This is a genomic window from Rhodococcus sp. I2R (genome assembly GCF_020889545.1).
Lineage (GTDB): Bacteria > Actinomycetota > Actinomycetes > Mycobacteriales > Mycobacteriaceae > Rhodococcoides.
This window is the reverse complement of record NZ_JAHUTG010000005.1, coordinates 109,633-135,721: the sequence shown is the minus strand read 5'-3', so window position 1 is coordinate 135,721 and position 26,089 is coordinate 109,633. Positions and strand designations below refer to the sequence as shown.

The window sequence follows — 26,089 nt, the reverse complement described above, 5'->3', positions numbered from 1 at the left end:
GGTGCATAACCTCGATCTCGGCGGAAGGATCAGCCCCCGACGTATGCCGCCAAATGTGCGCCGGTCAGTGTGGAGCCATCGGCGATGAGATCGGCGGGCGTGCCCTCGAATACGATGCGGCCACCGTCGTGGCCGGCGCCCGGGCCGAGGTCGATGATCCAGTCGGCGTGCGCCATCACGGCCTGATGGTGCTCGATGACGATGATGGACTTGCCCTGCTCGACCAGCCGGTCGAGCAGGGCGAGAAGCTGTTCGACGTCCGCGAGGTGAAGCCCTGTCGTCGGCTCGTCGAGCACGTAGATGCCGCCCTTGTCGCCCATGTGCGTGGCCAGCTTCAGACGCTGACGTTCGCCGCCGGACAGAGTTGTGAGCGGCTGACCGATCTTGATGTAGCCGAGACCGACGTCGGCGAGACGTTCGAGGATCTTGTGCGCTGCGGGAAGTTTGACTCCTTCACCACCGAAGAACTCCTTTGCCTGCGCCACGGACATCGCGAGCACTTCGCTGATGTCCTTGCCGCCCAGGTGGTATTCGAGCACCGACGCCTGGAACCGTTTGCCCTCGCACAGCTCGCACGGAGTGGCGACGCCGGCCATCATCGCCAGGTCGCTGTAGATGACGCCGTTGCCATTGCACGTCGGGCAGGCGCCTTCCGAATTGGAGCTGAACAGGGCAGGTTTGACGCCGTTTTCCTTGGCGAACGCCTTGCGGATCGGTTCGAGCAGGCCGGTGTACGTCGCGGGATTGCTACGACGCGAACCACGGATGGCGGATTGGTCGACGGCCACGACATCGTCGAGCCCTGCCAGCGACCCATGGATAAGCGAGCTCTTGCCCGACCCGGCCACACCGGTCACCACCACCAGCACGCCGAGGGGCACGTCGACGTCGACGTTCTGGAGGTTGTGCGAATCGGCGCCGCGGATCTCGACCACCTCGGAGTACTCACGGACGGTCTCTTTCACTTTTGCTCGGTCGTCGAAGTGGCGACCGGTGATGGTCTCGCTCTGTCGCAGTCCCTCCACCGATCCCTCGAAGCAGACGTTGCCGCCGCCCGTGCCGGCTCCGGGCCCGAGGTCGATCACGTGGTCGGCGATGACGATGGTTTCCGGCTTGTGCTCGACGACCAGAACGGTGTTTCCCTTGTCCCGCAATCGAAGAAGCAGGTCGTTCATGTTTTCGATGTCGTGTGGATGCAGGCCGGTAGTCGGCTCGTCGAAGACGTAGGTGACATCGGTGAGCGAGGACCCGAGATGCCGGATCATCTTGGTCCGCTGCGCTTCACCACCGGAGAGTGTTCCGGCCGGTCGGTCGAGGCTCAGATATCCCAATCCGATCTCGACGAACGAGTTGAGCGTCTCCGACAGCGACTGGAGCAGCGGCGCAACCGACGGCTCCTTCAACCCGCCGACCCACGTGGCCAGGTCACTGATCTGCATGGCACAGGCGTCGGCGATGCTGATGCCCTTGATCTTCGAGGATCGGGCTCCTTCGTTCAGGCGGGTGCCCTCGCACTCGGGGCAGGTGGTGAAGGTGACGGCTTTCTCGACGAAGGCGCGCATGTGTGGCTGCATCGCGTCGACATCTTTGGACAGGAACGACTTCTGGAATTGCGGGACCAGCCCCAGGTAGGTCAGGTTGATGCCGTCGATTTTGATCTTCGTCGCCTCGCGGTAGAGGAGGTCGTTCATTTCCCGTTTGGTGAACTTGGCGATGGGCTTGTCGGGGTCGAAGTAGCCGCAGCCGCGGAAGATTCGGCCGTACCAGCCTTCCATGCTGTACCCGGGAACGGTGATGGCGCTCTCGTTGAGTGATTTCGACGAGTCGTACAGCGCGGTCAGGTCGATGTCGCTGACCGAACCCCGGCCCTCGCACCGCGGGCACATTCCGCCGGTGATGGAGAAGGCGCGCTTCTCCTTGGTTTCTCGGCCGCCCTTGTTCACCGTCACCGCGCCCGCACCCGAAATCGATGCGACGTTGAACGAAAAGGCTTGTGCCGAACCGATGTACGGTTTGCCGATGCGGCTGAAGAGGATTCGCAGCATGGCATTGGCGTCGGTGGCAGTCCCCACCGTCGAGTGGGGATTGGCCCCCATGCGCTGCTGGTCGACGATGATGGCCGTGGTCAGCCCGTCGAGCACATCGACGTCGGGCCGCGCCAGAGTGGGCATGAAACCCTGCACGAAGGCGCTGTAGGTCTCGTTGATCATGCGCTGCGATTCGGCCGCGATGGTGGAGAAGACGAGCGAGCTCTTCCCCGACCCGGACACGCCGGTGAATACCGTCAAGCGACGCTTCGGGATTTCGACGCTGATGTCCTGCAGGTTGTTCACGCGCGCACCCTGCACTCGGATCTTCTCGTGGGTGTCTGCAACGTGCGGTGTCGTGCTCATATGTCTATATCTCCATTTCGAGCGGGGACAGCGAAGATTCAACCAGCCACATGCTGAGTACGCAGAAGATTGCCTGTCGGATCGAGAACCGCACATTCCATGCACAAGACGCTAGTGGCGACGAGGAAGCCGTGCTTCTCGATTCTTGACCGAAACGGAGAACTCGGCTACGAAACGAACTCGGCGCCCACCCGTGGAGGGGTGGGCGCCGAGTATCGGTTATGTCGGATCAGGGAGCGGGCGTCACCGTGGTGGTCGGGACGGCCGTGGTGGTCGGGGCCGGCGCGCCTGTAACTTCCGGGGTCACGACGACGCTTCCGTCGATCGGAGCACCCTCGACTCCTACGACAGGCGCTTGGCCGTCGACAGGTGGTGCAACTGGAACGACCGGTGCGGGGACGCCGGGGACAGGCTCGCCCGCCACGAACGGCGCGACCGTGGTCGGCAAGACTGTCGTGGGTGTCGGAGACGCTGAGGCCGAGGACGGGGCGGCCATGGTGGTGGTCTCGGACAGCACTGCCAGACGAGCCTGGTGCTGCACCTCGGTGGACTCGATCGGCTTGCCGGCCTCGGCGTCCTTCGCGAGCTGCGTCAGCCACGCTGCGGCGTACTCTGCCGAGGTCATCGGCTTGCCGTTGGCCGGGTCGGAGTCACGCCAGTAGTCGAAGTGGTGTCCTGTGTCCGGCCCGAGCGTCAGACCGTACGGGTCGTTCATCAGCACCGGGACGGTGTTGGTGTTGGATCCGATGAAGCCGATGATCTCCTTGGCGATCTTCGAAGGCAGGTACGCGAGTCCGACGGCCTTCTCGGCGGGAAGAGGTTCGCCGTCCTCGTCGTTCTTGGCTTCCGCGGACACCTTGGTCGTCGGGTCGGCCGGGGTGTAGCCGGGCTCGGAGACCTTGATGAGTACGTCGAGGAACGTCTCGTCGCCCGCGAGCCAGTTGTCCTGACGGGCGATGTCGTTGAAGGCGGCCATCGCGATGCCGCCGATGACCATCGCCAGATCGGCTCCGGTGGCGGGTGTCAGTTGCTCGCGTTCGAGGGCGTCGACATTGAGCTGGCGGCCGACGTTGGCGGCGAGATGCAGCAACGAGGTGTTCTCGGGCATCGCGCAGGTCAGGTCGCCCTCGGAGCAGAACGACGCGACCCGCCCGTCGAGGCGTCCGAAGCCGCCTGCGGTGCCGGGGAGGGCACCGGCGCCGGCCGGGCCGGATGTGCTGTTCTGATACTTGGGGTCGAACCCGTCCGGGTTGGTTCCCGAGGCCGAGCCGGGGAACGGGTTGTCTCCGGCGCCGCGACCGGCGTCGGCGAGGATGACGACGCCGACGACGCTGTTGGGGTCGACGATTGCGTACTTGCCATCGGCCCCCGCGGTCTGATTGCCGATCTCCATCGCGGCGCGACGGGTGACGTCGGCGCCTTCGCTGTAGCCGACGATGGCGAAGCGGGTATCGGGGCACGCTGTGGAGATGGCGTTGATGACCGTGTTGGTGTTGGTGACGCCTGTGGTCACGGCGTTCTCGTACGAGGCCATGTCGGCCGGGTACTCGACGTAGACCGCCGCGTACGAGCCTTGCCCGACGGCGCCACCGGGAGCGTCGATGATGCGATCGACCCAGGGGCTGTCGAAGTCGTCCGCGAGCGCCGCGGGTAGGCGCGTGCCGTCGGGCAATGTGAGCATTTTGGTCTGGTCGGTGGGGGTGTCGTTGCGCCCGCCGACGGAGACGGTGACCATGTCGTAGCACGTCGATGTGGATGCGAGCTCCACGTCTGAGTCGGAAGTCGAGATGGTATTCGTGGTGAGCACCGCGGCACCGACAGCCAGCGCTCCCAGCGACACGAGGGCAACTGCACTCGTGGCGAGGCGCCGGCGACCTGAGAAGCCGCGATTCGAAGCGTGTGAAGACATCCAGTTACCCAATCAGTTGGCCCCGAACCGACCCTGCCCACGCGTGTCGCGTGAGCTACACCGGTTGTCGCGGTGACTGCCTTGTGCGTTACAGCTCTAGCGGGAGACCGTTGCGTAGATACCCTAGGGGGGTATGGTAGAAATGCGTGACAGGAAAGGGTGATGGACATGAACACGACGGTCAAGCTCGTCGGATTCGCCGCAGCAATAGCACTGGTGTTCTTTGCCGCGTATCTGATCGGCAGTGCGGTTGGGCCGATCGGCGACCACGCGCCGGCCGACCACGCGCCGACATACCATGAGATGAGCGGGGCATGACCGAGACAGAACTGATTCTGGGCGGCATGACGTGCGCGTCCTGCGCCAATCGCATCGAACGTAAGCTCAACAAACTCGACGGCGTGACCGCGACGGTGAACTACGCGACGGAGAAGGCGCGCGTGCAGGCCGAGGGCGTCCCCACCGAGGATCTGATCAAGGCCGTCGAGGCAGCGGGATACACCGCGACGCTGCCTGCCGCTGAGCGCGAACCCGACACCGAGGCCCCCGATCCGCTCCGGCAGCGCTTGATCGTCTCGGCTGTTCTGGCGGTTCCGGTCATTGCCATGGCGATGGTGCCGGCCCTGCAGTTCACCAACTGGCAGTGGCTGTCATTGACGCTCGCGGCCCCGGTCGTCGTCTGGGGCGCGTGGCCGTTCCACCGAGCGGCGTGGACCAACCTGCGGCACGGCACATCCACCATGGACACACTCGTGTCGATGGGCACCCTCGCAGCGCTGGGCTGGTCGCTCTATGCCCTGTTCTTCGGCACCGCGGGCACGCCGGGCATGAAGCATCCGTTCGAGCTGACCATCGCGCGCATGGACGGTTCGTCCAACATCTATCTCGAAGCGGCGGCAGGCGTCACCACGTTCATTCTCGCCGGCCGATACTTCGAGTCGCGGTCCAAGCGTCAGGCAGGCGCCGCGCTGCGCGCCCTCCTCGACCTCGGAGCAAAGGACGTGACCGTCCTACGCGGCGGCGTCGAAACCCAGATTCCCGTCGGTGACCTGGCCGTCGGTGATGTGTTTCTCGTGCGTCCGGGCGAGAAGATCGCGACGGACGGTGTCGTCGAATCGGGCGCCTCGGCCGTCGATGCCTCGATGCTGACGGGTGAATCGGTACCCGTCGAGGTCGCCGCAGGTGACGCGGTCGTCGGTGCCACCGTCAATGTCGGCGGACGGCTGGTGGTGAAGGCCACGCGCGTCGGGTCCGACACTCAGCTCGCGCAGATGGCCAAGCTCGTCGAGGACGCCCAGACCGGAAAGGCGCAAGTGCAGCGCCTAGCCGACAGGATCTCGGGCATCTTCGTCCCCGTCGTCATCGCTATCGCAGCAGCGACGCTCGGATTCTGGCTCGGCACCGGTGGCTCGGTCGCGGCAGCGTTCACCGCTGCCGTCGCCGTGCTCATCATCGCGTGCCCGTGCGCCCTCGGGCTCGCGACGCCGACGGCGCTGATGGTCGGTACCGGCCGCGCTGCGCAGCTCGGCATCATCATCAAGGGCCCGGAGATCCTGGAATCGACCAAGCGCATCGACACCGTCGTGCTCGACAAGACCGGCACCGTCACCACCGGCGAGATGACGCTGCTCAACGTTGTCGTCGCCGACGATGAGAACGCCGACGACGTCCTGACAGTCGCCGGCGCACTCGAGGCAGGCTCCGAGCACCCCATCGCCGAGGCCATCACCGCGAGCGCGCGAGAAAAGGGCGTGCTCCCGGACGTCGAGGAGTTCGCGAATGCCGCGGGCCTGGGGGTCACCGGGACCGTCGACGGCCGCGGCGTGGTACTCGGCCGCGCATCGCTGCTGGCCGACTGGTCCCTGACGCTTCCGCCGAAACTCGAGCAGGCGATGTCCGAGGCCGAACACGATGGCCGCACCGCCGTCGCCGTCGGGTGGGACGGCCGGGCCCGAGGTGTCCTCGTCGTCGCCGACGCAGTGAAGCCGACGTCCAAGCAGGCCGTTGCTGAACTGCGCGCGCTGGGGCTGACGCCGGTGCTGCTGACGGGCGACAACGAGGCCGCTGCCAGGAAGATCGCCGCCGACGTCGGCATCGAGGAGGTCTATGCGGGTGTGCTGCCGCAGGGCAAAGTCGATGTCGTCGAACGGCTGCAGTCCGAGGGCCGAGTCGTCGCGATGGTCGGGGACGGCGTCAACGACGCAGCCGCACTGGCGACGGCCGATCTGGGGCTCTCGATGGGCACTGGCACCGACGTCGCGATCGAAGCCAGCGACCTGACGCTGGTACGCGGTGACCTCCGGGCCGTCGGCGACGCTATTCGGCTCTCGCGCAGGACTCTCGCCACGATCAAAGGCAATTTGTTCTGGGCGTTCGCATACAACGTCGCGGCGATCCCGCTCGCCGCAGCGGGCCTGCTCAACCCCATGCTGGCGGGTGCGGCGATGGCGTTCTCCTCGGTATTCGTGGTGACCAACAGCCTCCGATTGCGACGTTTTCGAGCCGCATAGCGGCGACTTGTCTGCCACATAGGTCAAGATGGAGGTATGGCTGACGCAGTGGACGTACCGATCCGAGACGAGTCGATACGACTCGGACAATTCCTCAAGCTCGCGAACCTCATCGAGTCCGGCGCCGAAGCCAAAGGTTTCATCGCCGACGGCCAGGTCAGCGTCAACGGCGAGGTCGATGTCCGGCGTGGCAGGCAACTGCATCAGGGCGACGTCGTGTCGATCCAGGACGGTCCCAGCGCACGGGTCGTCAACGAGGGGGAACTGTGAAGGGCAGTGCGGTGAGTGTCGGTAAGGGCGGTTTGCCGAGGGATCAGGTGCCCGGGGCGTTCGACCACGATGCCAAGTCCTACGACCGACTCGTCGGCGCCAACCCGGGCTACCACGAGCACCTGGCCAAATCGGCTGAGCGGCTGCGGATTCCCGGGCAAGGTAAGGGGCTGCGGCTGCTCGACATCGGTTGCGGGACCGGAGCATCCACCGCCGCGTTGCTCGCCGCGGCGCCGCATGCCGAGATCATCGCCGCCGACGCGTCCTCCGAGATGCTCGAGATGGCCCGCGCCAAGCAGTGGCCCGCCAATGTGACATTCGTGCACAGCCGGGTCGAGGACCTGCGCGAGAACGGTGTCCACGGCCCGTTCGACGCCATCCTCGCCGCGTACTTGATCAGGAACGTAGACGATCCGGACACCGAGCTGAAGTCGTTGTTGTCGCTGCTGAAGCCCGGCTCGTCCATCGCGTTCCACGAGTACTCCGTGAAGGATTCGTTGCGCGCCAGGATGGTGTGGACGCTGGTCTGTTGGGCCATCATCATCCCGCTCGGCTATGCGGCCACCCGCGACCTCGTGCTCTACAAGCATCTGTGGCGCAGCGTGGCGAGCTTCGACGGGGTGAAGGCCTTCTCGAGGCGTATGCAACGAGCCGGCTTCACCAGCCTGGACACCGAGACGATGACGGGCTGGCAGAACGGCGTCGTACACACATTCCTGGGGGCACGGCCGGAGGAAAACGCATGAGCGACCGCCGACGCGTCGTACATCCGGCGGGGGACGGCTACCCGGACGCCGGTTCGCTGGCGAAAGTTCCGCGTGTGGCCGTCGTCGGCGGCGGAATCGCTGGGCTGTCCGCGGCGACCGCCCTGGCCGAACGGGGTATCCAGGTCGTCGTCATCGAGCGCGAGGACTATCTCGGTGGGCGGGTCGGTGGATGGTCGACGACGCTCGACGACGGTTCCCCCGTCACCATGAGCCGCGGCTTCCACGCGTTCTTTCGGCAGTATTACAACCTGCGGAACCTGTTGGAGCGCACCGATCCTGGACTGAAACGTCTGCATGCCGTCGATGACTACCCGCTGATCGACCACACCGGCAGGATCGACGGATTCAAGGGGCTGCCATCGACGCCGCCGCTCAATGCGTTCGCCTTCGTCAAGCGCAGCCCGACCTTCGAGTTCAAGGATCTCACTGCGCTGAACGGATTGGCTGCGCTGCCACTGATGACGGTGAGCGTGCCCGCGACGTTCACCGAGCTCGACGACGTTCCGGCAGCAGAGTTCCTGCGTCGCATCAATTTCCCCGAGGCCGCCCGTCACCTCGCCTTCGGGGTTTTCTCGCGCAGCTTCTTCGCCGACCCCGAGAAGATGTCTGCCGCCGAGTTGGCGATGATGTTCCACATCTACTTCCTCGGCTCCTCGGAGGGATTGGTCTTCGACGTCCCGACCGGCCCGTACCCGCAGACACTGTGGAACCCGCTGGCCGAGTATCTCACCGGGCTCGGCGTCGAGATCCGTACAGGCACGTCCGTGGAGAAGATCGAACGCGGCTTCCGCGTCGACGGCGAGAACTTCGATTCCGTCGTGCTCGCCACCGATGTCGGCGGACTGCGGAACATCGTTGCGGGATCGCCCGGTCTCGGTATCGACGAGTGGCGCACCCGGGTTGCGTCGATGGAGAACACGCCGCCGTTCCTCGTCCACCGAGTGTGGTTGGACAAGCCCGTCAACGCCGACCGACCGGCGTTCATCGGCACCGGCGGCATGGATCCCATCGACAACATCAGCGTCCTCGAACTCTTCGAGGACGAAGCAGCCGAATGGGCCTCGCGCACCGGAGGATCGGTCGTCGAACTGCACGCGTACGCCGCCACCGATTCCGAGGACGAGACCCGCGAGCAGTTGATGGCGCGGATGCACGAGATCTACCCGGAAACCGCTGCTGCAAAGGTGGTGGCTTCACGATCGGAATGGCGTGACGACTGCCCGATGTTCGGGCTCGGGCATTTCGCCACGCGGCCGACCGTCCGCACCCCCGAACCGGGCCTGGTTCTCGCCGGCGACGGCATTCGCATCGACCTGCCCGTTGCACTCATGGAACGGGCAGCGACGACTGGACTACTGGCCGCCAACACACTGCTGGCCGGGTGGGCTGTGCAGGGGCACGATATTCACACCGTGCCGGTCCGGGGGCGGTTCAAGCTGTTCGACGCGATCGCGAGGCTGACCGCGAAGTTGTAGGGCGGCTCCGGTCAGCCAGCTGCCCGACCTAGCACCCCTTTTGCAGAGCAAGCACCCCCATTCGCGTCCGAACGGGGGTGCTTGGTCGGCAAAAAGGGTGCAGACTCAGCTCGCAATGCCCTTCGATATCAGCTCAGTCGCGTTGGTTGATTCGAATGAGGTTGCCGGCTGGGTCGCGGAAGGCGCAGTCGCGGACTCCGTAGTCCTGGTCGGTGGGTTCTTGGATCACGTCTGCTCCGGCGGCTTCGAGTCGCTCGTAGAGGCCGTCGAGATCGTCGGTTGCCAGCGTCACCGCCCCGTAGGAACCCTTGGCGATCAATTCCAGGATGGTGCGGCGTTCGTCGTCGGTGATGCCCGGGTCGACGGCCGGTGGGTGCAGCACGATGGATGTCTCGGGGCGTCCGACTGGGCCGACGGTGATCCAGCGCATGTCTTGGTAGCCGACGTCTTTGCGAACCTCGAAACCGAGGGTGTCACGGTAGAACTGCAGTGCGGCCTCGGGATCGGTGTGCGGGAGGAATGCGTAGTGAATGCTGATGTCCATGCACGAGACGCTAGCCCCGACTATCGGGGCCGCGCTTCTCGATTCTTGACCGGTTTGGTGACCTGCTTGGCCAGACACGGAGGGATGCCGACTGCAGCCTGAGAATGATCGCGGCGATACAGGCTCGGCGACACACCCACGAGTTCGGAGAATCGGGTGCTGAAAGTTCCGAGCGAGGAGAACCCCACCGTGAAGCACACCTCGGTGACCGAGAGATCTCCGCGACGCAGCAGTGTCATCGCGCGTTCGATACGCCGCGTCATCAGGTAGGAGTACGGCGCCTCCCCGTACACACGTCGAAACTCCCGACACAGGTGTCCGACCGACAGATTGGCGTCGCGGGCGAGTGTCTCGAGGTTGAGCGGGGTGGCGTACTCACGGTCGATTCGATCGTGGACCCGCCGGAGGATCGCGATGTTCCGTAGCCGTTGCGCTTCTGCGGAACCGAGGGCCATACCTGGCATCGTGCACCTCGCACCCGCGCAGCCGCAACTACAACCCCTTCGACCGCAGCTCGTACCGACGCTCGGCGTAGTCGAGGTCGTCCTTCCACAGGCGCGCTGCGGTCCAGCCCATCGCAGGCCGGAGTAGCGGCGCGACCTTGCGGGCCATCTGGAAGCCAGGCCGGTCGGAACTGGCGACCGTTGCCTCGATGACGGCGGTGCGCGGCTTGCCGTCGGGGCCGGGGGCCATCGGCGTCGCATGGGTCTCGACGACGCTTCCCGCGCCCTCGCCTTCGAGAATTCGCATGACGATGGTTCGTGGTCCGGGGCAGACGAACTCGGCTCGCACCGGGACACCGATGCCGCGGCTGACGCGGAAGGTGACGTCGACGATGAAGCGGTCGTCCTCGTCGGGTACGTCGATGTCCGTCGGGGCTTCGATGACCTTCAACCGTGCGAACGAGTATGGATGGAACCAGGCGCCGTGCCACGGGTCGAGACGGTTGGCGACCACGTCGTCCGGCTCGCAGATGCCCGTCAGCGTGACCACTGCGTCGACGCTGGTGTCTGCGGGTGGGCGGATCGGGACGATGGGAACCGGCGTCGGTTCCTCGCCGCCGAGGTCGTCCATCCGAACCCAGACGAGGATGCCGTCGTCGAAAGCGGGGAAGGGACGCCAACCGGGGCGGCCTTTCGGGCCGAGCGGCATGCCGTGCCACAGGCAGATGAGGGTGTCGCACTCGATCTTCGCTTTGTCCAGGGGCGCGCCGAGGTGCGGGCAGGCGCCGGGGGCGATATGGATGCCGCGGTTCTCGTCGCGCCAGGCAACCAACTCGGTGTCGCCGATGTGGCGGCCGAACGGCTTGTCGGTACCGATGTCGCGGCTGGCGGCGAACACGAACCAGTTGCCGCTGGGACGAGTCTTCGCGCGTTTGAGAGCGGATTCGATGACCTGGGGGTTGGCGCCCTTCCAGGTGGGTTCCTGCTTGGCCCATGCCTCTGACGGAAGCGGTTGCAGGGGCAGGTTCTTCGGCCAGCGCTTACGCAACCCTTCCAAGGCGACCATGAGGTTCCCGCTTCCGTTCGAGGTACCGACGTTTCCATTGTGCCCGAACGCGGCAGTGCCGCCGGTGTAAGTGGCTGGTTCAATATGGAACATGAGTGCGCACGTGCGCACTCATATGTAGTGTTGGTGACATGCTGTACTCCGCGTCGGGCAGTGTTCTGGCACTCCCGGTGTTTCGCCGTCTGTTCACCGCGCAAGTGGTGGCCCTGGTGGGCACTGGGCTGCTCACGGTCGCGTTGGGATTGTTGGCGTACGAGATCGCAGCGAGCGCCGCGGGTGCTGTGTTGGGCACGGCACTCGCGATCAAAATGGCCGCCTACGTTTGTCTCGCGCCGATAATGTCGGCGCTGACGGATCGGCTTCCACGCAAGACTGTTCTCGTCGCGGCGGATGTAGTTCGAGCGGCGACGGCATTGGCACTGCCGTTCGTCGATCAGGTGTGGCAGGTCTACGTGTTGATCTTCGTTCTTCAGGCGGCGTCGGCGACATTCACTCCCACCTTCCAAGCCGTCATCTCGTCGGTCGTTCGGGACGAGAACCAGTACACCCGGGCATTGACCTTGTCTCGGCTCGCCTATGACCTCGAATCGCTGCTGAGCCCGCTCCTCGCCGCCGCCCTGCTCACGGTGATCAGTTTCCACACGCTCTTCCTCGGAACCTCACTGGGCTTCGTGCTGTCCGCGGCCATGGTGATGTCGACAGTATTGCCCAAATATGCTGCGCCCGAACAAGTAGCGCCCTTCTTGCAGCGTGCGACCAATGGCACCAGGGCGTTCCTCGCCAACCCGGCCTTGCGCGGGTTGCTGGCGTTGAACGTGGTGGTCGCGTCCGCGACGGCGCTGGTCGTGGTCAACTCGGTGGTTTATGTTCGCGACCTTCTCGGTGGTTCCAACACCGGAGTCGCCATTGCATTGGGTTTCTACGGCGCAGGTTCGATGGCCGCCGCGCTGTGCATCCCGCGCATCGTGGTGTTCGTTTCAGACCGGCGGCTGATGCTGGGCGGAGCCGGTGTGGCCTGCGGCGGCACGGCGGCAGCGGCTCTCGTGGCGGCGACGGCAACCGGGGGAGCCGCGGGGTGGGTGGCGCTCGGGCTGGTGTGGTCGATGATGGGAGTGGGAACCTCGGTGATCGGTACTCTTGCCGGCCGAGTGCTGCGCCGCGAGTCCGACGAACACACACGTACCTCCATCTTCACCGCGCAATTCGCGTTGTCGCACGCCGCATTTCTGTTCACGTACCCGGCCGCCGGGTGGATCGGGGCGCAGGGAGGCCAGGTCGCTGCCGCGATGGTGCTGGCGACCTTGGCTACACTTGCCACATTGTCCGCAGCACGACTGTGGAGTCCCGCCCAGATCTCCGTCGTCGCCTCCGCCTAGGGAGAACACAAGTCGATGCCAGCACCGGAGCACGAGCCGCAGGCCAGCCTGGACCACGGCGAACCAGACGCCGCTCGACTCGCGTTGGCCAGTGACACCTTTCGGATGCTGTCCGACCCCACCCGACTGCACATCCTCTGGCTGCTCGAGCGTGGCCCCGCGGATGTGAGCGCGCTGACGGCCGCCACCGGAACCTCTCGCACCGCCGTCAGCCAGCACCTTGCAAAACTTCGATTCACCGGCATGGTCGAAACGCGCAAGGACGGCCGCAACGTCATCTACAGCCTCGACGACGGACACCTCGCCCGCCTCGTCCGAGAGGGACTCAACTTCGCTGCCCACAAGGCCACCGGCGAGCCACCGCACGAATAGGCGTTCAGCCCACGGGCCGAGTTTTCAGCTGGATCGAGCTAGTCTGTCGATAATCACCGCAGCGGCAGGAGTTCTTGGCTGTTCGCGAACATATGATCTCCACGAGTGGTGGTAGTCAGCGCGGGTCAGTATTCGATGGTGGGCGGTTTCGGGTCTGTGAAGTCGCAATCACCGACCTGGGTCTTCATCTCTTTCGTGTATCCATTGTTACGGGCGCGCTCCACGGTTTCGGAGTCGGCGTACGAGTTGGGGATGACCCCGAAGGCCACGCTTTCCGGTCCGTCGGGATCAGGAGGCACCGTCAGTGACGCTGACAGTGGGTCGAGAACACAGGTAGCCAGGACAGTCAGTGATGCTGGATCGGCCGTCGGGTCTGTGGGATGTGTTTGGCCAGGGCCACGGAGTGCCACGATTCGGGGTACGTATTGGTCGAGGGGGAGTTCGTCGGGGTACCCGATGGTCACCAACGCGATGTCGAGCGTCGTCCCGAGGGTCTGTTCCAGTTCGATGCTTTTGGTCCCTGCAGTACAGCTGGTGGTCGCGACCACGGCAGCGCCGATCAGCGCGAACATGGCAGAAGCGCTGCGATGGTGAAGATTTGCAGATTTAGTCATTGGGGAACCTTTGCGATAGCGATACGGAACAAGTGGTCGAACTCGGCCCGGAGTTCCGGGGGCAGTTCGGCTCCCGACTGTTCGAGAATGACAAAGTACGGGCCGATCCAGGCATAACCGGTGCGGCTGTACAACATCTGCGGCGGAGACGTGTCCTGAGGAAACATCGAAGTAATGGTGGCGGTTTGTTCGATGACCAAGACGTGGTCGGCTGAGATTCCGTCTGGCCCGGTGGTCTGGGTCAGTTCATAGGCGCTGCTTTCGGCGGGTTGGCCGTTGATCGTGCGAATAGCGACCGCTGACGAGCACGTTCCGAGATACATTTCCTCGATCAAGCTCGGGGTTATTGCACTACTTTCAACCAGAATCGTCGCGTAGAGCGTACTAGTAGGAGTTTTCGCTTCAGCCATCGCAACGTCCGACTCGAGCAGAAGTTGAGCCTCCTCCTGCCGCGGTGCTTTGCATTCCGGCGGTTGGAAAGTGGTTGTTTCGAGAGCCTCGACTAGCGACCGACCGAGGCCTCGAGCGTCGGAAAACAGCAAGTATTCGGTTGCCTCCGGGAAGTCTTTGGGCGAGAGGATCAAACCATCGGTGTCGTCACCGCTTCCACAGCCGACGAGAAGGCTTCCGCTCAGCACCGCGACACCCAGCATTGCCAGTGGCCAGGAAGCGTGCATTCGAGGAATCTCCTTGGAGGCGTGTAGGATTCACTGGTGTCAGGTGATCTTGGGGACGTATGCGCCCATGCTTGATCAAGGCGGGCGCGAAGGTACCCTACCCGCAGAGCCCGGAGATAGAGAGCCGATAAATGTTGAAAGTTCTACGATTTCACGCTTCTCTGACTGCAGATGGTGCCCATCTCACTGTGTGGTCGCTCGAGAAATAAAGTCGTGCATGAGTGGCCTACTGCGAAACTTTTCGGTAGTTAGCAGAGCAAATCGGTTGTGATATCCGCCATATCGAAACTTGGGCGCTCTCCCTGCTCACGGGCTTGTTGAGATGTATCTGTTACCTGAAGTCCGTCGTAATCGCGCGTTTCGGTGCTTCGTGGTCGCGAGATGGAACAGCGCGGTCAGTACTTTCCGGTAGCTTGATCGAACTAGTTTTCAGCTACCAGCAGGGTTGCTGATCTGAATGTAGGAGCGTCGCATGGCAACCGAAGCGAAAGCCCGATCATCTCGCCGCCGTTCGAAGGCCGCGGCGGGGCTTGCGGTGTGCGCGGTTGCTGCGTTGTCGTCCGCCTTGGTTTCTGCAACTACTGCCTCGGCGACGCCGACGGCGCTGCCCGACAAGATCGTCAACACGGTCACCGATGATGGTTGGTCTTTGGATCTGGCCGCTACGGAGTTGTCGGCGAACCCGGTGCCGAATCTTGCCACGACGGCGTTCACTCGTGAGGGTTTCGTCTCGGCGAAGGTCACGGGCACGATCACCGGTAGCGGCGATTCAGCTATCAAGACCGGGTATGTCGAGCAGGGACTTCAGGTCGGTTGCCAGGTCGATGTGAGTTCGGGACTTGCTGTGGGTCTCGGGTTTTCATTGGGGCCCTCGGTGGGTGTGAGTATTTCCGGGGTCCCGTCGGTGAATCTCGGAGTGAACGCTTCGGTGAACCCGAGTATCCAAACCACGATCGCCCCGGGCACGATCACGACAATTCCGTTGGGCAAGAAAGACCTCGAAGCGGCAAAGGCGTCCATCACGGTGGAGAACGTGCACGTGAAGATCGATGCGTGCATGGGCCCGGTCACCATTCGTTCGTACGCCCAGCTGTCGGTATCGACGGCAACGACGGACAACACGTTGTTCGTGTACTCCGACCCGACCTGGCTCTGACTCCTCGACTGCTAGGCATCTCGCCTGTTCACACCTTCATCGCTGACAGTTGCTCCGTAGCCCGACATGGGTGAACGGCGGAGCGCTGTCCAGGAATGCTGTTGTCCGCCTGCGCTATCGACCCTTTGGAGCTCGTCATGACCGTCCGCAACACCGAACAACTCGATGGCCGAAACCGCAGCGGTGAGTCGAGTGCGACGTCGAAGGCAGTGATTGCCACCAGTGCCGGGTTGGGACTTCTGATCGCGGCTTTCGCTGTGATCGACAAGCTCGGCACCTGGGCGTCCGACTACGGCACAATTGTGGTCTATCTGGCGTTCTTCCTGTGGGTATCGATCGCGGGACGGGTGTTCTGGTGGGGGGCTGACACTCTCGTCGCCACCGTGCGGCGGAAGTCGGACGCCAGTGGTGATCACAGGTGACATCGGCTCTGACACTGCGGCGGTCGGTTGCCGGGGCTCTTGCCGCCGGTGCAGTGTTGACCGGAGTTGCCGGGGTGATCGGTGCCGGGGCCGCGTTGACTGCTGCTCCGGCGTACGCAACCCCAGAAGAAGATTGCGAGGCGGTACGGGCGCGTGATCATCAGATCTACTTGAACTTGATTGCCTCATTGCCGCCGGGCTCGCCGATTCCACTCGAGTACATCAACCCGTGCCTGACAGCGCCATCCTCGACGGTGACGGTTGCGCCGACGACCACCATCGGAATGCCTGGTGCGCAAGCTCCGGGTGGTGGACCCAGTGTCGGGGCGAATGCTCCGACGAACTTTCCCACCTACAACGGCACGCCCATCGTCCCCGTGCCCGGAGACTCATACCCGGAACCTCCGGGCTCACCTCCTCGGTCCGACGTCGACGATCCTGCGGGTGTGCTGGTTCCGTCGACGCCCCCCGCCCTCACACCGGCACCGCCGCAACCGACTGCGCCGGAACCGGTGGCAACGACACAGGATCGAGACCCCGGACCGATATCGCCGGCGACAGCCAATGAAGCGCCCGCGCAATCGGACGCGACTCCTTCCGTCGCACCGGCGGGGCTCGCCGACAACGGACGCGATCGCTACCTCGAACTGCTTCTTATCGGCACCGCAGGGTTCACCGCTGCGGGGATGGGGGTCCGTGGACGCCGCTCACCGTTCGGTTCGCGAACACCGTGGAGCGGGCGCACACCGGAGTCGCTCCTGTCCCAGGCCGTGGCCACGATCGCTTCGCCGTTGATGCAATACGCACTGGGTGGTCAGTCGAAGATCACCGTTACCGAACCCGACGGTGGACGCCGTACGTTCTTCCTCATCCATGACGACACGTCCTCCCATGAAGCGGAAATCCCGGTGGATGTACCGCCCGGTGGACGCATGGCTGTCAATCCGAGTGGCTCGGTGACGGTATTCGATGCAGACGGCAACCCGGTGTCTATAGTCGACGCGCCGTGGGCGTACGACGCCGACGGCGCCTCCATCCCGACGCACTACGAGGTGCGCGACGGCCGACTAATTCAGAAGGTTTATGCCGACGAAGCGTCAGCGTACCCAATCCTGGCAGACCCTCCGCAGAAGAGCATCGGGATGGTCGACACCACCGGACGGACCGATGGCGAAACATGGACCGAAATCCTCCCAGGAGGTCAAACAGCAACGCACACACTGATAAACGCGGAAGCTGTCGACACTCGCATCACCCGCGAGGACAACACCTGGACCGACACCAGAACGAACGACGACGGCCGCGGGAACGTCAACACCTGGTCCGACGACAGTTGGGGCACAGCCTCGTACAACAACACCGACGTCGATGCGGACGCGTCCTCGACCGACACCTGGATCAGTGGCAGTCCCACCACCGGTGCCGCACCGGATGCCGTATCCGAGACAAACGCTGCGAACACCGCGGACAGCACCGTGGTGGGGAACCAGGACGGAACCACCTCGACCGCCAATTGGGCCGCCAACGAAGACGGTTCCTACGACTCGGCCATCACCAACCCAGACCAAACCAACTCATACGTGCACTCCGGCGCGCTCGATGAAAACAATGACAACTACACCACCACTCGCAACCCTGACAACACTCAGTCGGTGCTGACCCCCGAAGGACAACTCATCGAGTTGGACTCGGAAGGCAAACCCGTCGACCTGTTCGATGAGAACAGCGAAATGAACACCGCCTGGAATCCGCACACCGAACAGTGGGAACCTGTTCCGAACTCGATGATCCCACGCACGACATCTCATGCTGAGCCGTCCAGCGGAGACGACACGAACTGGACCTCTCAATTTGGCGGGATCAACGTGGTTGGCGGAATCGTTGATGCCCAAGGACAGTTGGCGGAACAGTACATGTCACCAAAGCCTCAGAAGATGTCGATGGCTCAAGGAGCATGGACTGGCGTCAAGAGCCTTGCGAAACCCATACCTGCCTTGGGTTGGTTCGTAACAGGGGCGGCAATTGCGTCCGATCTCAAATCCGAAAACCCGCCGAGCGTTGCCGAATCGGTGGCCACCAATGTGGGAGGAACTGTCGCCGCCGCAGCAGTGGGTGGTGCAGTACTTGCTGTCGGTACCGCCCCAGTGGCCGTTGCGGTGGTCCTCGGCGTAGCCGCTGGTTACACTGCGGCGTGGGCGATTTCAAAGTTCTGGTAGTTGACGATGATGTGCGACAGAAGCTTAGGTAGATCGATGAGTTCGCGTACGGATTTCACATACACACTCCATGATCAATGGACTCGGAAACGCGGCGAACTGGGTTGTTTTGCCCTCCTTGTTGGTGTGATACTCATCGCCATCAGTTCGATCGTGGTGTACGAGTCGTCCTCGGACGTAGTTTTCAGGGTGGGGGCGCTTGCTGCGGTGTGCGCCGCAGTATGTGGAATTTCATTGGCGGCGTTCGTAGCCCTTTCTCCGCGACCCGTTCCAGACGCGACCGAGATAGGTCACGGCAGCACTTTCGCCATGACCGCCCCCACCCGGTGGGCATCGGCAGTATGGCTGTGGTCAGGCTTGGTCTCTGGTGGGCTGTCATTCATCGGTGTGGGCTTGAGCTACGCGATCAGAGTCGAGGTAATTTCGTTCAATGCGGGTTTGTGGCTGATGTTGGGCGCTGCGGGAGTCGGTGCGAGTATTTTCTCCCCTCTGCGGTATATCGGTAGGTTTCGTATCGACATCGAACGCGATGGTATTCGTATGGAACTCGGCCGTGCATACAGCGGATATGTGCGGTGGGCAGATATCGAATCGGTCGAACCTGCAGCGCGTGGGCGATACGCCCTCGACCTTGTACTGAAACCCGGTGTTCGGGTCGAGAACACCTCGCAGTGGTCACCGCTCTATCGTCTGTGGGCGGGAGTCATCACCGAAGCATCGCCCTTTCACGATGGCTATGTTCGCCTCGAATGTGGCGGGTGGACGGGCGACAAGAGTGCTCTCCTGGAAGAAATCGTGCACCACGTCCCGACACCTGACGTCCTCGACCCGGAAGCAGCGGATACGTGAATAGTCCAGACTTGATGTCGATTGCCGCCCTGGGCATCATGGCAGTTCTTGCAGTGATCGCTATGGCCCTGTCCGAGGCAGCGTTCGTGTTCGGTGCGTCGGTCGCCGCGCTGGTGTTCATTGCCGCCCGTTCGCTGTCTATCCTCGTTCGGCGACGACGTCGGCAACATCGGGCAACGCGAGCAGAGTAGAAGCTGCACATTATCAGCGTCTACCTCAGCGGCACAGGTTCTTACAGGAGCCATCGACCCGATGCCGGACAGGCCGATTTCGAGCTCTACTGCCCGGTCGGCTACGAGCAACCTATCCAATTGGCAGAAGAGGGCGGATACAGCGGGGTGTCCTGGTTGTAGCCGCCGCGACTGTATTCGGCGTCGTGCTTGAAGGTATGGCCATGGGGTTCGGTGCAGCGTGGGCAATTTCCAAGCTCCGGTGATGCCGGGCTGGAGTCGATCTGGGTAAAGGAAAAACTTGTGAACTCCAATGCGGAGATCGTTAACGCGCAACACGCACACTGGACCAAGAGGCGTCGTCAGCTTGGAGCTACCGGCGTCATTCTTGGCCCCGGGCTCTTTGCGGTTTGCCTAGTGGTAATGCACGAGGCAACATCGGACATTGTACTCAGAGTGGTGCCCTTCGCGGCGTTATGCAGTCTCGTCTTCGGTGCGTCGATGATTGCCTTCGCGGCCCTTGCCCCGCGGCCGGCAGCGAGTGCGAACGACGTGGGCAGCGGCAGCACTTTCACCATGACCGCCCCCACCCAATGGGCGTCGGGACTGTGGCTGTGGTCCGCGTTGGTCAGTGCTGGTCTTGGGTGTATTGGTATCGGGCTGAACTACGCAAGCAGATCCGAGGTTATTTCCTTCAATGCCAAAGCGTGGATGGTGATGGGCGCTGTGTCACTCGGTGGAAGCTTCTTCTCGCCGCTGCGGTATATCGGTAGGTTTCGTATCGACATCGAAAGCGATGGTATTCGCATGGAACTCGGCCGTGCCTACAGCGGATATGTGCGGTGGACGGATATCGAATCGGTCGAACCTGCAGCGCGTGGGCGATACGCCCTCGACCTTGTACTGAAACCCGGTGTTCGGATCGAGAACACCTCGCAGTGGTCGCCGCTCTACCGTCTGTGGGCGGGAGTCGTCACCGAAGCATCGCCCTTTCAAGGTGGCTATGTGCGCCTCGAAGGTGGCGGGTGGACGGGCGACAGGAGTGCTCTCCTGGAAGAAATCGTGCACCATGTCCCGGAACGGCAGGCAATCCCCGGTGAGCACGCCTGAGGCGATACGCACCTCGCGGGAGTCGAAGGCGAAACCAGGGCGGCTGTATCCACCCACACCCGACTGCTCTCGGCGATTGTGGCACGTCACGGAGCATGCGCGTTTCGTTGACGTCTGATTTCGACTAACCATAGCCTCGGTTCATGTTTCGAGATTGGACGCCGACGCGTCGTCGAGTTATCGCTGCCGGTGCCGTGGCTGTCGGAATGGCGGTGGGGTTGGCGCCGCGAGGCAAGGCCGCACCGATATCCACACAGCCGCAGGATTGCGCCGTTCGCTATCAGGGATACCGACCCGAGGATCAGGCCCGCCCCTACGCGAAGTTCATGGCAGAGCACACCACTCCCGCCCCGCAGCACGTCCTCGATGCCTTCGAAGGGCCGCCGCTTGCCGAGGAGTCGATTCCGCCGTTCGCGGCGATGCATACCGACCTGGGACGGTCCGGCTATTCGGAGATCGAGACGGGCTACGGCCGTCAGGCAGATGGAGTGTTGTTCGTCGCGGTCAGAACGGTCATGCCGCGCGTCACTCCGGCGATGTGGGACTGGTGGTTCGGCTGGCACTCCGTCGAGGCCGCCCGATACAAGCAGTGGCACCCCGACGCGCACCTGTACGCGTCCCTGAAGCATGACCTGACGGGCGCCGATATCCCCGACAAGCAGAAGTACGTCGGAAATACCACCTATGTCGACGAATACGTCGGCCCCAAACTGCAGCAACTGGGGATCGAGTTTCGTGACCCGATCGCGCACGGTTTCGACGTTCCACCGGATCAGACGCTGATTCTCGGACGGGTCGGCAGCAGCATTGCACCGGTCGATCTGGGTTGGCTCGGGCATCAGGTGCGCCCGATCGAGGGCGGCAGCGAGATGCGAAGCCGGTTCTATCTGAACATCCGCGGATTGCACGTCCCCAACCTCGAGCAGGCCGCATGCGCTGTTCGACGGGGCGCATCGGTCGATCCGAGAGATCTGGTGCTCTCGCTGTCGGTGGCCAAAGACCTGCTCTTGCATTGCGGGGAAGAGATGAATCACCTCGCCGGGTTCCTGCCGGAACTTCACGCGCAGTTCTCCTGATTGTCGCCCTCCTGGGTTAACATGACAGGACACTGTCAAATGGAGGACTTCATGAAGACCATCGCTCTGTACGCAACCGACACCATGGCCGACTGGGAGTACAGCTACCTCGTCGCCGGCATTGCCATGGCACGTGAACAGGCTCCGGACCGCTACCAGCTGAAAATACTGTCCGACGGCGGCGGCGACGTCACCAGCCTCGGCGGCGTCCACATCGTTCCCGACGGAGACCTGGCTGATCTCGACACCTCGGAGCTCGCGGCCTTGATCCTGCCCGGCGGTGGCACGTGGGGCGAAGGGCATGCGAACGTCCTGACGCTCGCTGTCGACGTGCTGGGCCAAGGCATCCCCGTCGGCGCCATCTGCGGCGCCACCCTGGGTCTCGCGCGATACAGCGCGCTGAACTCCCGGCCGCACACCAGCAATGCGCCCGAATTTCTCGCTGCAGCAAGCGAATACACCGGGCAACAGCACTATCGTGACGAAAGAACCGTCTCCGACGGCACCCTCGTCACTGCCCCCGGCACCGCGCCTCTCGAGTTCGCGAAGGCGGTGTTCGAAGCGCTCGAACTCTTCCCACAGCCCGTCATCGACGCCTGGTACGGCCTCTACTCGACGGGGGAGAAGAAGTACTACGACCAGCTCGTGGGGGCCGAGTGAGATCACCCGCTGGGGACGCACTCACAGACTTGGTTCTGCCGGCGTTCGAACTCAACGGTGAGCTGCTGGCCGCCGCGAAGGACATTGCCGAACCCGCAGGTCTGACGCCCGCCGGGTGGCAGGTGGTCGGCGCAACGCTCGAAGAGCCGCTGTCCGTCGCCGACATCGCCAGGCGGGTCGGGCTCGGACTGGCCCGTCAGAGTGTGCAGCGCACCGCCGACATCCTCGTCGACAAAGGGTGGGCCGAATACCTCGACAACCCGAAACATCGTCGGGCAAAGCTGTTGCGTCCCAGCGACAAAGGGCGCGAAACGTTGGAGAAGCTACGAGCCGACCAGCACGCGTTCGCCAATGCCGTCGGGGAAGAAGTCGGCGAGGACGAGATTCGTCGCGTCCTGGCCGGGATGAAAAGGATCATCGAGGCGTCGCGACGATATCGAGGAGACTGCTATACCGGGATGAGCGAGGAGTAATAGTTCTCCTGCGCCGGGTAGTAGCGGTCGAAACTCGGTAGCGGGCGGTGGTCACGGGAGGCGACCAGCATGTCGAGGTAGTACTCCCAGCCCGGCCCGATATCACCGATACTGGTAGTTCCGGTCAGATGGTGGACGAAACTCAGGGTCGTGGTGCCGTCGGATTCGGCGAGAGTGACCTCGAGCTTCCAGCCGCCCTCGGCCTCCGATGTCGATACGGCCAGATGCGTGGGTTCTTCGCACGCGTCGATCTTCAGCTCCGACCAGGGCTTGCCGTCCTCGAACACCATCTGCACTCGAACTACGTTATCGGACACTCGTTCCCATGGCCCATACCAGCCGGCAGTGCGGTCCGATTCGGTGAGGCTCGCCCACACGTCCTCGCGGGACGCTCGGAAGGTCCTGGTTAATTCGAGATCGACTCCGACGGCCGTGCGGCGCAGAATTCCGGTGGGCTGCATCATCCCACTATGCAACACCTACGTAGCGAAGAACAGAGGTCGTCGCGGCCGCTGCTACGACCACCGCCACGAAGGGCGCCCGACGCCACGCCAGAATCGCGGCGACGGCAACTCCGGCGGGCAACGCGAACCCGGCGAACCCCCGATCGACGACGAGAGCAGATGTCGCGATCAGGGCCACGAAGATCACCGCCACCGACATCGAGCTCAGGTGCTCGACGCGCGGGGAGAGGGCGACCCGGCTGCGCAGCGCAGGCCCGACCAGGCGCAACGCGAGCGTTCCGACGGCGAGGGCGATCATGGGCCAGATCACGGCTTCACCTTCGTGATCAGGGGACTGACGGCCACGCCGGCGAGGGCCAGCAGTACCGGAATACCGGGTGGCAGGACGGTCGCCGCCGCGACTGCGATGGCGGCGCCGACGACCGCTGCGGTGCGCGTCGCGCCATCGCGGAGCGCGGGCATCACCAGGGCGATGAGGATGGCGGGAAAGGCGGCGTCGAGGCCGAGTGCGCCGGTATCGGTGATGATTCCGCCGAGCGCTGCGCCGCCGAGGACGCCGACGTTCCAGCTGACGAACAGCCCGATCCCGCACAGCCAGAATGCCGTTCGTCGAGCGGCTGGTTCGCTCTCGGCGACGGTGAACGCGACGGTTTCGTCGGTGACCAGATGGATGCCGAGTAGCTTGCGCGGCCAGGGGGTGCCGGTGAAGGCGTCGGACACCGAGAAGCCGAGCGGGACGAGTCGCGTGTTGACCAGCAGGGCGCTTGCGACGGCGGCGATGGGATTGCCGCCCGCGGCCAGCACTCCGACGAGAATGAACTGCGCGGCACCGGCGAAGACGAATACCGACATGGCGATCGGCACCCAGATGGGGAGGCCTGCTGCCACTGAGATGGCACCGAAAGATGCCCCGACCAGGCCGTCGGCCAAACACACGAGGGCGATATCGCGGGTCGCAGGATGGGGTGTTCGCCATATCGAACGCATGGACATAATAGTGGACGATGCTAGTGTCGTTCGTCAAGGCGAACGACCGACTGATGGAGTGAACGATCATGACTCAGCCCAGCGCACCCATCGCTGCCATCGCCGCCTCCCTACAGCGGGAACGAAAGCGTGTCGGGTTGTCCCTCGCCGAGGTCGCGCGGCGGGCAGGCATCGCCAAGTCCACGCTGTCCCAACTCGAATCCGGCACGGGCAACCCCAGCGTCGAAACGCTGTGGGCGCTGAGCGTGACGCTCGATGTGCCGTTCGCGCAGCTCGTCGAACCCGCCCGGCCGAGCGTGCAGTTGATTCGCGCCGGCGAAGGCCCGCGCTTCGCCTCCGATCGCGCCGACTACGTGGCGACGCTGTTGGCGTCGTGCCCGCCGAACGCGCGCCGCGACCTCTACCTGATCATGGCCCAGGTCGGTGAGCCGCGTCGATCGGACCCGCATTCACCGGGCGTCGTCGAGCACGTGGTGCTAGCGGCGGGCCGGGCGATGGTCGGACCGATCGACGAGCCCGTCGAACTGCACCCCGGCGACTACATCAGCTACCCGGGCGACCTGCCGCACACTTTCGAGGCGCTCGAACCGGATACCTCGGCGGTGCTGGTGTCCGAGCATTTCTGAACGAATGCGAGATGTTCGGTTCTTTGGCAGGGTGGATCCAATGCAGCGGCGCTCGGGTGAGAGTTGGTCCGAAGGGCCGATCCCAGGGGCAACCCCTGGGCGAGAAAGAAGAACTGGGCATCGCGTCCGACGCCGCTCCGCACGCTCCGCGTGCACGCCGGCGCCGAGTACGAAAGATTCAGGTCACCCGGCGTCGCTGCAGCCAGGAACCGCATGAGCGAGCGGCAGTACAGTCCGCCGATGGCCGCCGCACTTGCTCGACTCGTCGCCGACGCCCCGTGGACGCGGGAGCGGCTCGAGGAAGCGTTCATGCCCCTGCTCGGGGCGCGGGCATCGCGGCTCGCGGACCGGCTCGTCGAGCTGCATCCGGCCGCACCGTTCGATGAGGCATCGGTCCGCCGGTTGATCGCGGACCTGCCGCTGCTCCCCGAGACCGCCTCCATCACCCCGGAACGACGCACCAGCAGTTTCGCGGAGTGGCGTTTCGAGGTGCCGCGCTACGTCACCACCGGTGACCTCGCCGAATCGCTGAACCTCTCCATCCCGGAGATCGAATGGTTCGCCGACGCCCAGTCCCGGCTCCGCACGGCCCCGGAACCGCTGCGGCACTACCGCACCACACCGATCCCCAAGCGGGTGGGCGCGCGCCTACTCGAAATCCCTAAGCCGCGGCTGCGCGAGATCCAGCGAAAGGTACTGCGCCGCATTCTGGATCGAGTCCCAGCCCACAGCGCGGCGCACGGATTCGTCAAAGGCCGCAGCCCGCGCACCTTCGGAATCCCGCATGCCGGGCACGAGGTCCTCGTATCGGCGGATCTGAAAGACTTCTTCCCATCGATCGGTATCGACCGGGTCGTCGCGATCTTCTCCGCCCTCGGCTATCCGCGCACCGTCGCATGGAATCTCGCCTACCTGTGTACGACGAGCACTCCGGCTGAGCAGTTGGGTGGATTCGCCTACCCGGGTGCCTCATTGCTGCGCACGCGTCACCTTCCGCAAGGCGCGCCGACATCGCCCGCCCTCGCCAACCTGGCGGCGCGAAAGCTCGACATCCGGCTCGCCGGCCTCGCCGGATCGATGGGTCTGCGCTACACCAGGTACGCCGACGATCTCGCCTTCTCGGGCTCGTGCGACGCCGATAAGCTGCTATGGACGATCCGGCAGATCGTTCGCGACGAAGGATTCGGTCTCAACCCCGCCAAGACCCGGGTGCGCCGCGCGCACAAGCGCCAGCAACTGGCCGGTCTGGTGGTCAACGAGTGGCCGGCGGTTCCGCGTCGGGAGTACGACACCCTGCGCGCGATCCTGCACAACTGCATCCTCACCGGTCCGGACGCGCAGAACCGAGCCGGCGTCCCCGACTTTCGCGCCCACCTGTACGGCCGCATCGCCCACATCGGCGAGACCAGCGCGGCGAGGCGTCGTACATTGCTCGAGATGGCGGAGCGGGTCGACTGGTCTTGA

28 protein-coding genes are annotated in these 26,089 nt (G+C 64.0%); 18 read left to right on the top strand and 10 right to left on the bottom strand.

Features of this window, described 5'->3' with window-relative positions:
* Nucleotides 1–29 precede the first annotated feature (29 nt).
* Complete coding sequence (locus KVY23_RS06685; RefSeq protein ID WP_230555804.1) at nucleotides 30–2,393, bottom strand: excinuclease ABC subunit UvrA; 2,364 nt, start codon at nucleotides 2,391–2,393, stop codon at nucleotides 30–32.
* A 229-nt stretch (nucleotides 2,394–2,622) separates the two neighbouring features.
* Nucleotides 2,623–4,302 carry a cutinase family protein gene (locus KVY23_RS06680; RefSeq protein WP_230555803.1) on the bottom strand — a complete coding sequence of 560 codons (1,680 nt, stop codon included), beginning with the start codon at nucleotides 4,300–4,302 and terminating at the stop codon, nucleotides 2,623–2,625.
* A gap of 168 nt (nucleotides 4,303–4,470) precedes the next feature.
* Here KVY23_RS06680 and KVY23_RS06675 point away from each other — a divergent pair, with 168 nt between their 5' ends.
* Genes KVY23_RS06675 through KVY23_RS06655 form a run of 5 tightly spaced genes read left to right on the top strand, consistent with a single transcriptional unit; the run spans nucleotide 4,471 to nucleotide 9,324 of the window.
* Nucleotides 4,471–4,620 carry a hypothetical protein gene (locus KVY23_RS06675; protein ID WP_230555802.1) on the top strand — a complete coding sequence of 50 codons (150 nt, stop codon included), beginning with the start codon at nucleotides 4,471–4,473 and terminating at the stop codon, nucleotides 4,618–4,620.
* Entirely contained in the window at nucleotides 4,617–6,812 is a 2,196-nt protein-coding gene (locus KVY23_RS06670; RefSeq protein WP_230555801.1) for a cation-translocating P-type ATPase, read from the top strand. The genes KVY23_RS06675 and KVY23_RS06670 overlap by 4 nt, the downstream gene beginning before the upstream one ends.
* Nucleotides 6,813–6,848: 36 nt before the next feature.
* Nucleotides 6,849–7,082, top strand: a complete 234-nt coding sequence (locus KVY23_RS06665; RefSeq protein ID WP_075837715.1) for an RNA-binding S4 domain-containing protein — start codon at nucleotides 6,849–6,851, stop codon at nucleotides 7,080–7,082.
* An 11-nt stretch (nucleotides 7,083–7,093) separates the two neighbouring features.
* Nucleotides 7,094–7,828 carry a class I SAM-dependent methyltransferase gene (locus tag KVY23_RS06660; protein ID WP_075837774.1) on the top strand — a complete coding sequence of 245 codons (735 nt, stop codon included), beginning with the start codon at nucleotides 7,094–7,096 and terminating at the stop codon, nucleotides 7,826–7,828.
* The gene (locus KVY23_RS06655) at nucleotides 7,825–9,324 is read left to right on the top strand and encodes an NAD(P)/FAD-dependent oxidoreductase (protein ID WP_230555800.1); all 1,500 of its coding nucleotides are present in this window, start codon (nucleotides 7,825–7,827) and stop codon (nucleotides 9,322–9,324) included. Before KVY23_RS06660 ends, KVY23_RS06655 begins: the two co-directional genes overlap by 4 nt.
* 133 nt (nucleotides 9,325–9,457) lie before the next feature.
* Here KVY23_RS06655 and KVY23_RS06650 read toward each other — a convergent pair whose 3' ends face one another.
* Genes KVY23_RS06650 through KVY23_RS06640 form a run of 3 tightly spaced genes read right to left on the bottom strand, consistent with a single transcriptional unit; the run spans nucleotide 9,458 to nucleotide 11,377 of the window.
* A complete protein-coding gene (locus tag KVY23_RS06650) occupies nucleotides 9,458–9,868 on the bottom strand; it encodes a VOC family protein (protein WP_230555799.1) in 411 nt (136 codons plus the stop codon).
* A 20-nt stretch (nucleotides 9,869–9,888) separates the two neighbouring features.
* A complete protein-coding gene (locus tag KVY23_RS06645; protein ID WP_230555798.1) occupies nucleotides 9,889–10,332 on the bottom strand; it encodes a helix-turn-helix transcriptional regulator in 444 nt (147 codons plus the stop codon).
* Nucleotides 10,333–10,360: 28 nt separating this feature from the next.
* On the bottom strand, nucleotides 10,361–11,377 hold the full coding sequence (locus KVY23_RS06640; protein ID WP_230555904.1) for a DUF5914 domain-containing protein: 1,017 nt from the start codon (nucleotides 11,375–11,377) through the stop codon (nucleotides 10,361–10,363).
* Between the two features lie 131 nt (nucleotides 11,378–11,508).
* Between KVY23_RS06640 and KVY23_RS06635 the strand changes: the two genes are divergently transcribed.
* Both KVY23_RS06635 and KVY23_RS06630 read left to right on the top strand, forming a co-directional pair.
* Nucleotides 11,509–12,753 (top strand): MFS transporter, encoded by a 1,245-nt coding sequence (locus tag KVY23_RS06635; protein WP_230555797.1) that lies wholly within the window; start codon nucleotides 11,509–11,511, stop codon nucleotides 12,751–12,753.
* Nucleotides 12,754–12,768: 15 nt separating this feature from the next.
* Complete coding sequence (locus tag KVY23_RS06630; RefSeq protein ID WP_230555796.1) at nucleotides 12,769–13,125, top strand: metalloregulator ArsR/SmtB family transcription factor; 357 nt, start codon at nucleotides 12,769–12,771, stop codon at nucleotides 13,123–13,125.
* Between the two features lie 125 nt (nucleotides 13,126–13,250).
* Here KVY23_RS06630 and KVY23_RS06625 read toward each other — a convergent pair whose 3' ends face one another.
* The gene (locus KVY23_RS06625; protein WP_230555795.1) at nucleotides 13,251–13,739 is read right to left on the bottom strand and encodes a hypothetical protein; all 489 of its coding nucleotides are present in this window, start codon (nucleotides 13,737–13,739) and stop codon (nucleotides 13,251–13,253) included.
* A complete protein-coding gene (locus KVY23_RS06620; RefSeq protein WP_230555794.1) occupies nucleotides 13,736–14,392 on the bottom strand; it encodes a hypothetical protein in 657 nt (218 codons plus the stop codon). Before KVY23_RS06620 ends, KVY23_RS06625 begins: the two co-directional genes overlap by 4 nt.
* Before the next feature lie 496 nt (nucleotides 14,393–14,888).
* On the opposite strand from KVY23_RS06620, the gene KVY23_RS06615 reads away from it, so the two are divergent.
* The 9 genes from KVY23_RS06615 (at nucleotide 14,889) to KVY23_RS06575 (ending at nucleotide 22,548) form a co-directional block, all read left to right on the top strand.
* Nucleotides 14,889–15,572 carry an MspA family porin gene (locus KVY23_RS06615; protein WP_230555793.1) on the top strand — a complete coding sequence of 228 codons (684 nt, stop codon included), beginning with the start codon at nucleotides 14,889–14,891 and terminating at the stop codon, nucleotides 15,570–15,572.
* A gap of 137 nt (nucleotides 15,573–15,709) precedes the next feature.
* On the top strand, nucleotides 15,710–15,994 hold the full coding sequence (locus tag KVY23_RS06610) for a hypothetical protein (protein WP_230555792.1): 285 nt from the start codon (nucleotides 15,710–15,712) through the stop codon (nucleotides 15,992–15,994).
* Complete coding sequence (locus tag KVY23_RS06605) at nucleotides 15,991–18,210, top strand: hypothetical protein (RefSeq protein WP_230555791.1); 2,220 nt, start codon at nucleotides 15,991–15,993, stop codon at nucleotides 18,208–18,210. Before KVY23_RS06610 ends, KVY23_RS06605 begins: the two co-directional genes overlap by 4 nt.
* Before the next feature lie 309 nt (nucleotides 18,211–18,519).
* Nucleotides 18,520–19,059, top strand: a complete 540-nt coding sequence (locus tag KVY23_RS06600; RefSeq protein WP_230555790.1) for a hypothetical protein — start codon at nucleotides 18,520–18,522, stop codon at nucleotides 19,057–19,059.
* Entirely contained in the window at nucleotides 19,056–19,250 is a 195-nt protein-coding gene (locus tag KVY23_RS06595; RefSeq protein WP_230555789.1) for a hypothetical protein, read from the top strand. The genes KVY23_RS06600 and KVY23_RS06595 overlap by 4 nt, the downstream gene beginning before the upstream one ends.
* 402 nt (nucleotides 19,251–19,652) lie before the next feature.
* Nucleotides 19,653–20,339, top strand: a complete 687-nt coding sequence (locus KVY23_RS06590; protein ID WP_230555788.1) for a hypothetical protein — start codon at nucleotides 19,653–19,655, stop codon at nucleotides 20,337–20,339.
* A 143-nt stretch (nucleotides 20,340–20,482) separates the two neighbouring features.
* Entirely contained in the window at nucleotides 20,483–21,415 is a 933-nt protein-coding gene (locus tag KVY23_RS06585; RefSeq protein WP_230555787.1) for a DAPG hydrolase family protein, read from the top strand.
* 51 nt (nucleotides 21,416–21,466) lie between these two features.
* The gene (locus KVY23_RS06580) at nucleotides 21,467–22,075 is read left to right on the top strand and encodes a DJ-1/PfpI family protein (protein ID WP_230555786.1); all 609 of its coding nucleotides are present in this window, start codon (nucleotides 21,467–21,469) and stop codon (nucleotides 22,073–22,075) included.
* On the top strand, nucleotides 22,072–22,548 hold the full coding sequence (locus KVY23_RS06575) for a MarR family winged helix-turn-helix transcriptional regulator (protein WP_230555785.1): 477 nt from the start codon (nucleotides 22,072–22,074) through the stop codon (nucleotides 22,546–22,548). Before KVY23_RS06580 ends, KVY23_RS06575 begins: the two co-directional genes overlap by 4 nt.
* Here the strand turns inward: KVY23_RS06575 and KVY23_RS06570 are convergent.
* From KVY23_RS06570 to KVY23_RS06560, 3 genes are read right to left on the bottom strand one after another with little or no spacing between them, the layout of a single operon-like run.
* Entirely contained in the window at nucleotides 22,524–23,012 is a 489-nt protein-coding gene (locus KVY23_RS06570; RefSeq protein ID WP_230555784.1) for an SRPBCC domain-containing protein, read from the bottom strand. The two genes, KVY23_RS06575 and KVY23_RS06570, sit on opposite strands and share 25 nt — an antisense overlap.
* Before the next feature lie 4 nt (nucleotides 23,013–23,016).
* Nucleotides 23,017–23,310, bottom strand: coding sequence for an AzlD domain-containing protein (locus KVY23_RS06565; protein ID WP_230555903.1), 294 nt, complete (start codon nucleotides 23,308–23,310; stop codon nucleotides 23,017–23,019).
* 8 nt (nucleotides 23,311–23,318) lie between these two features.
* A complete protein-coding gene (locus tag KVY23_RS06560) occupies nucleotides 23,319–23,999 on the bottom strand; it encodes an AzlC family ABC transporter permease (RefSeq protein WP_230555783.1) in 681 nt (226 codons plus the stop codon).
* A gap of 68 nt (nucleotides 24,000–24,067) precedes the next feature.
* On the opposite strand from KVY23_RS06560, the gene KVY23_RS06555 reads away from it, so the two are divergent.
* Nucleotides 24,068–24,625, top strand: coding sequence for a helix-turn-helix domain-containing protein (locus KVY23_RS06555; protein WP_230555782.1), 558 nt, complete (start codon nucleotides 24,068–24,070; stop codon nucleotides 24,623–24,625).
* 213 nt (nucleotides 24,626–24,838) lie between these two features.
* On the top strand, nucleotides 24,839–26,089 hold the full coding sequence (locus KVY23_RS06550; protein WP_230555781.1) for a reverse transcriptase family protein: 1,251 nt from the start codon (nucleotides 24,839–24,841) through the stop codon (nucleotides 26,087–26,089).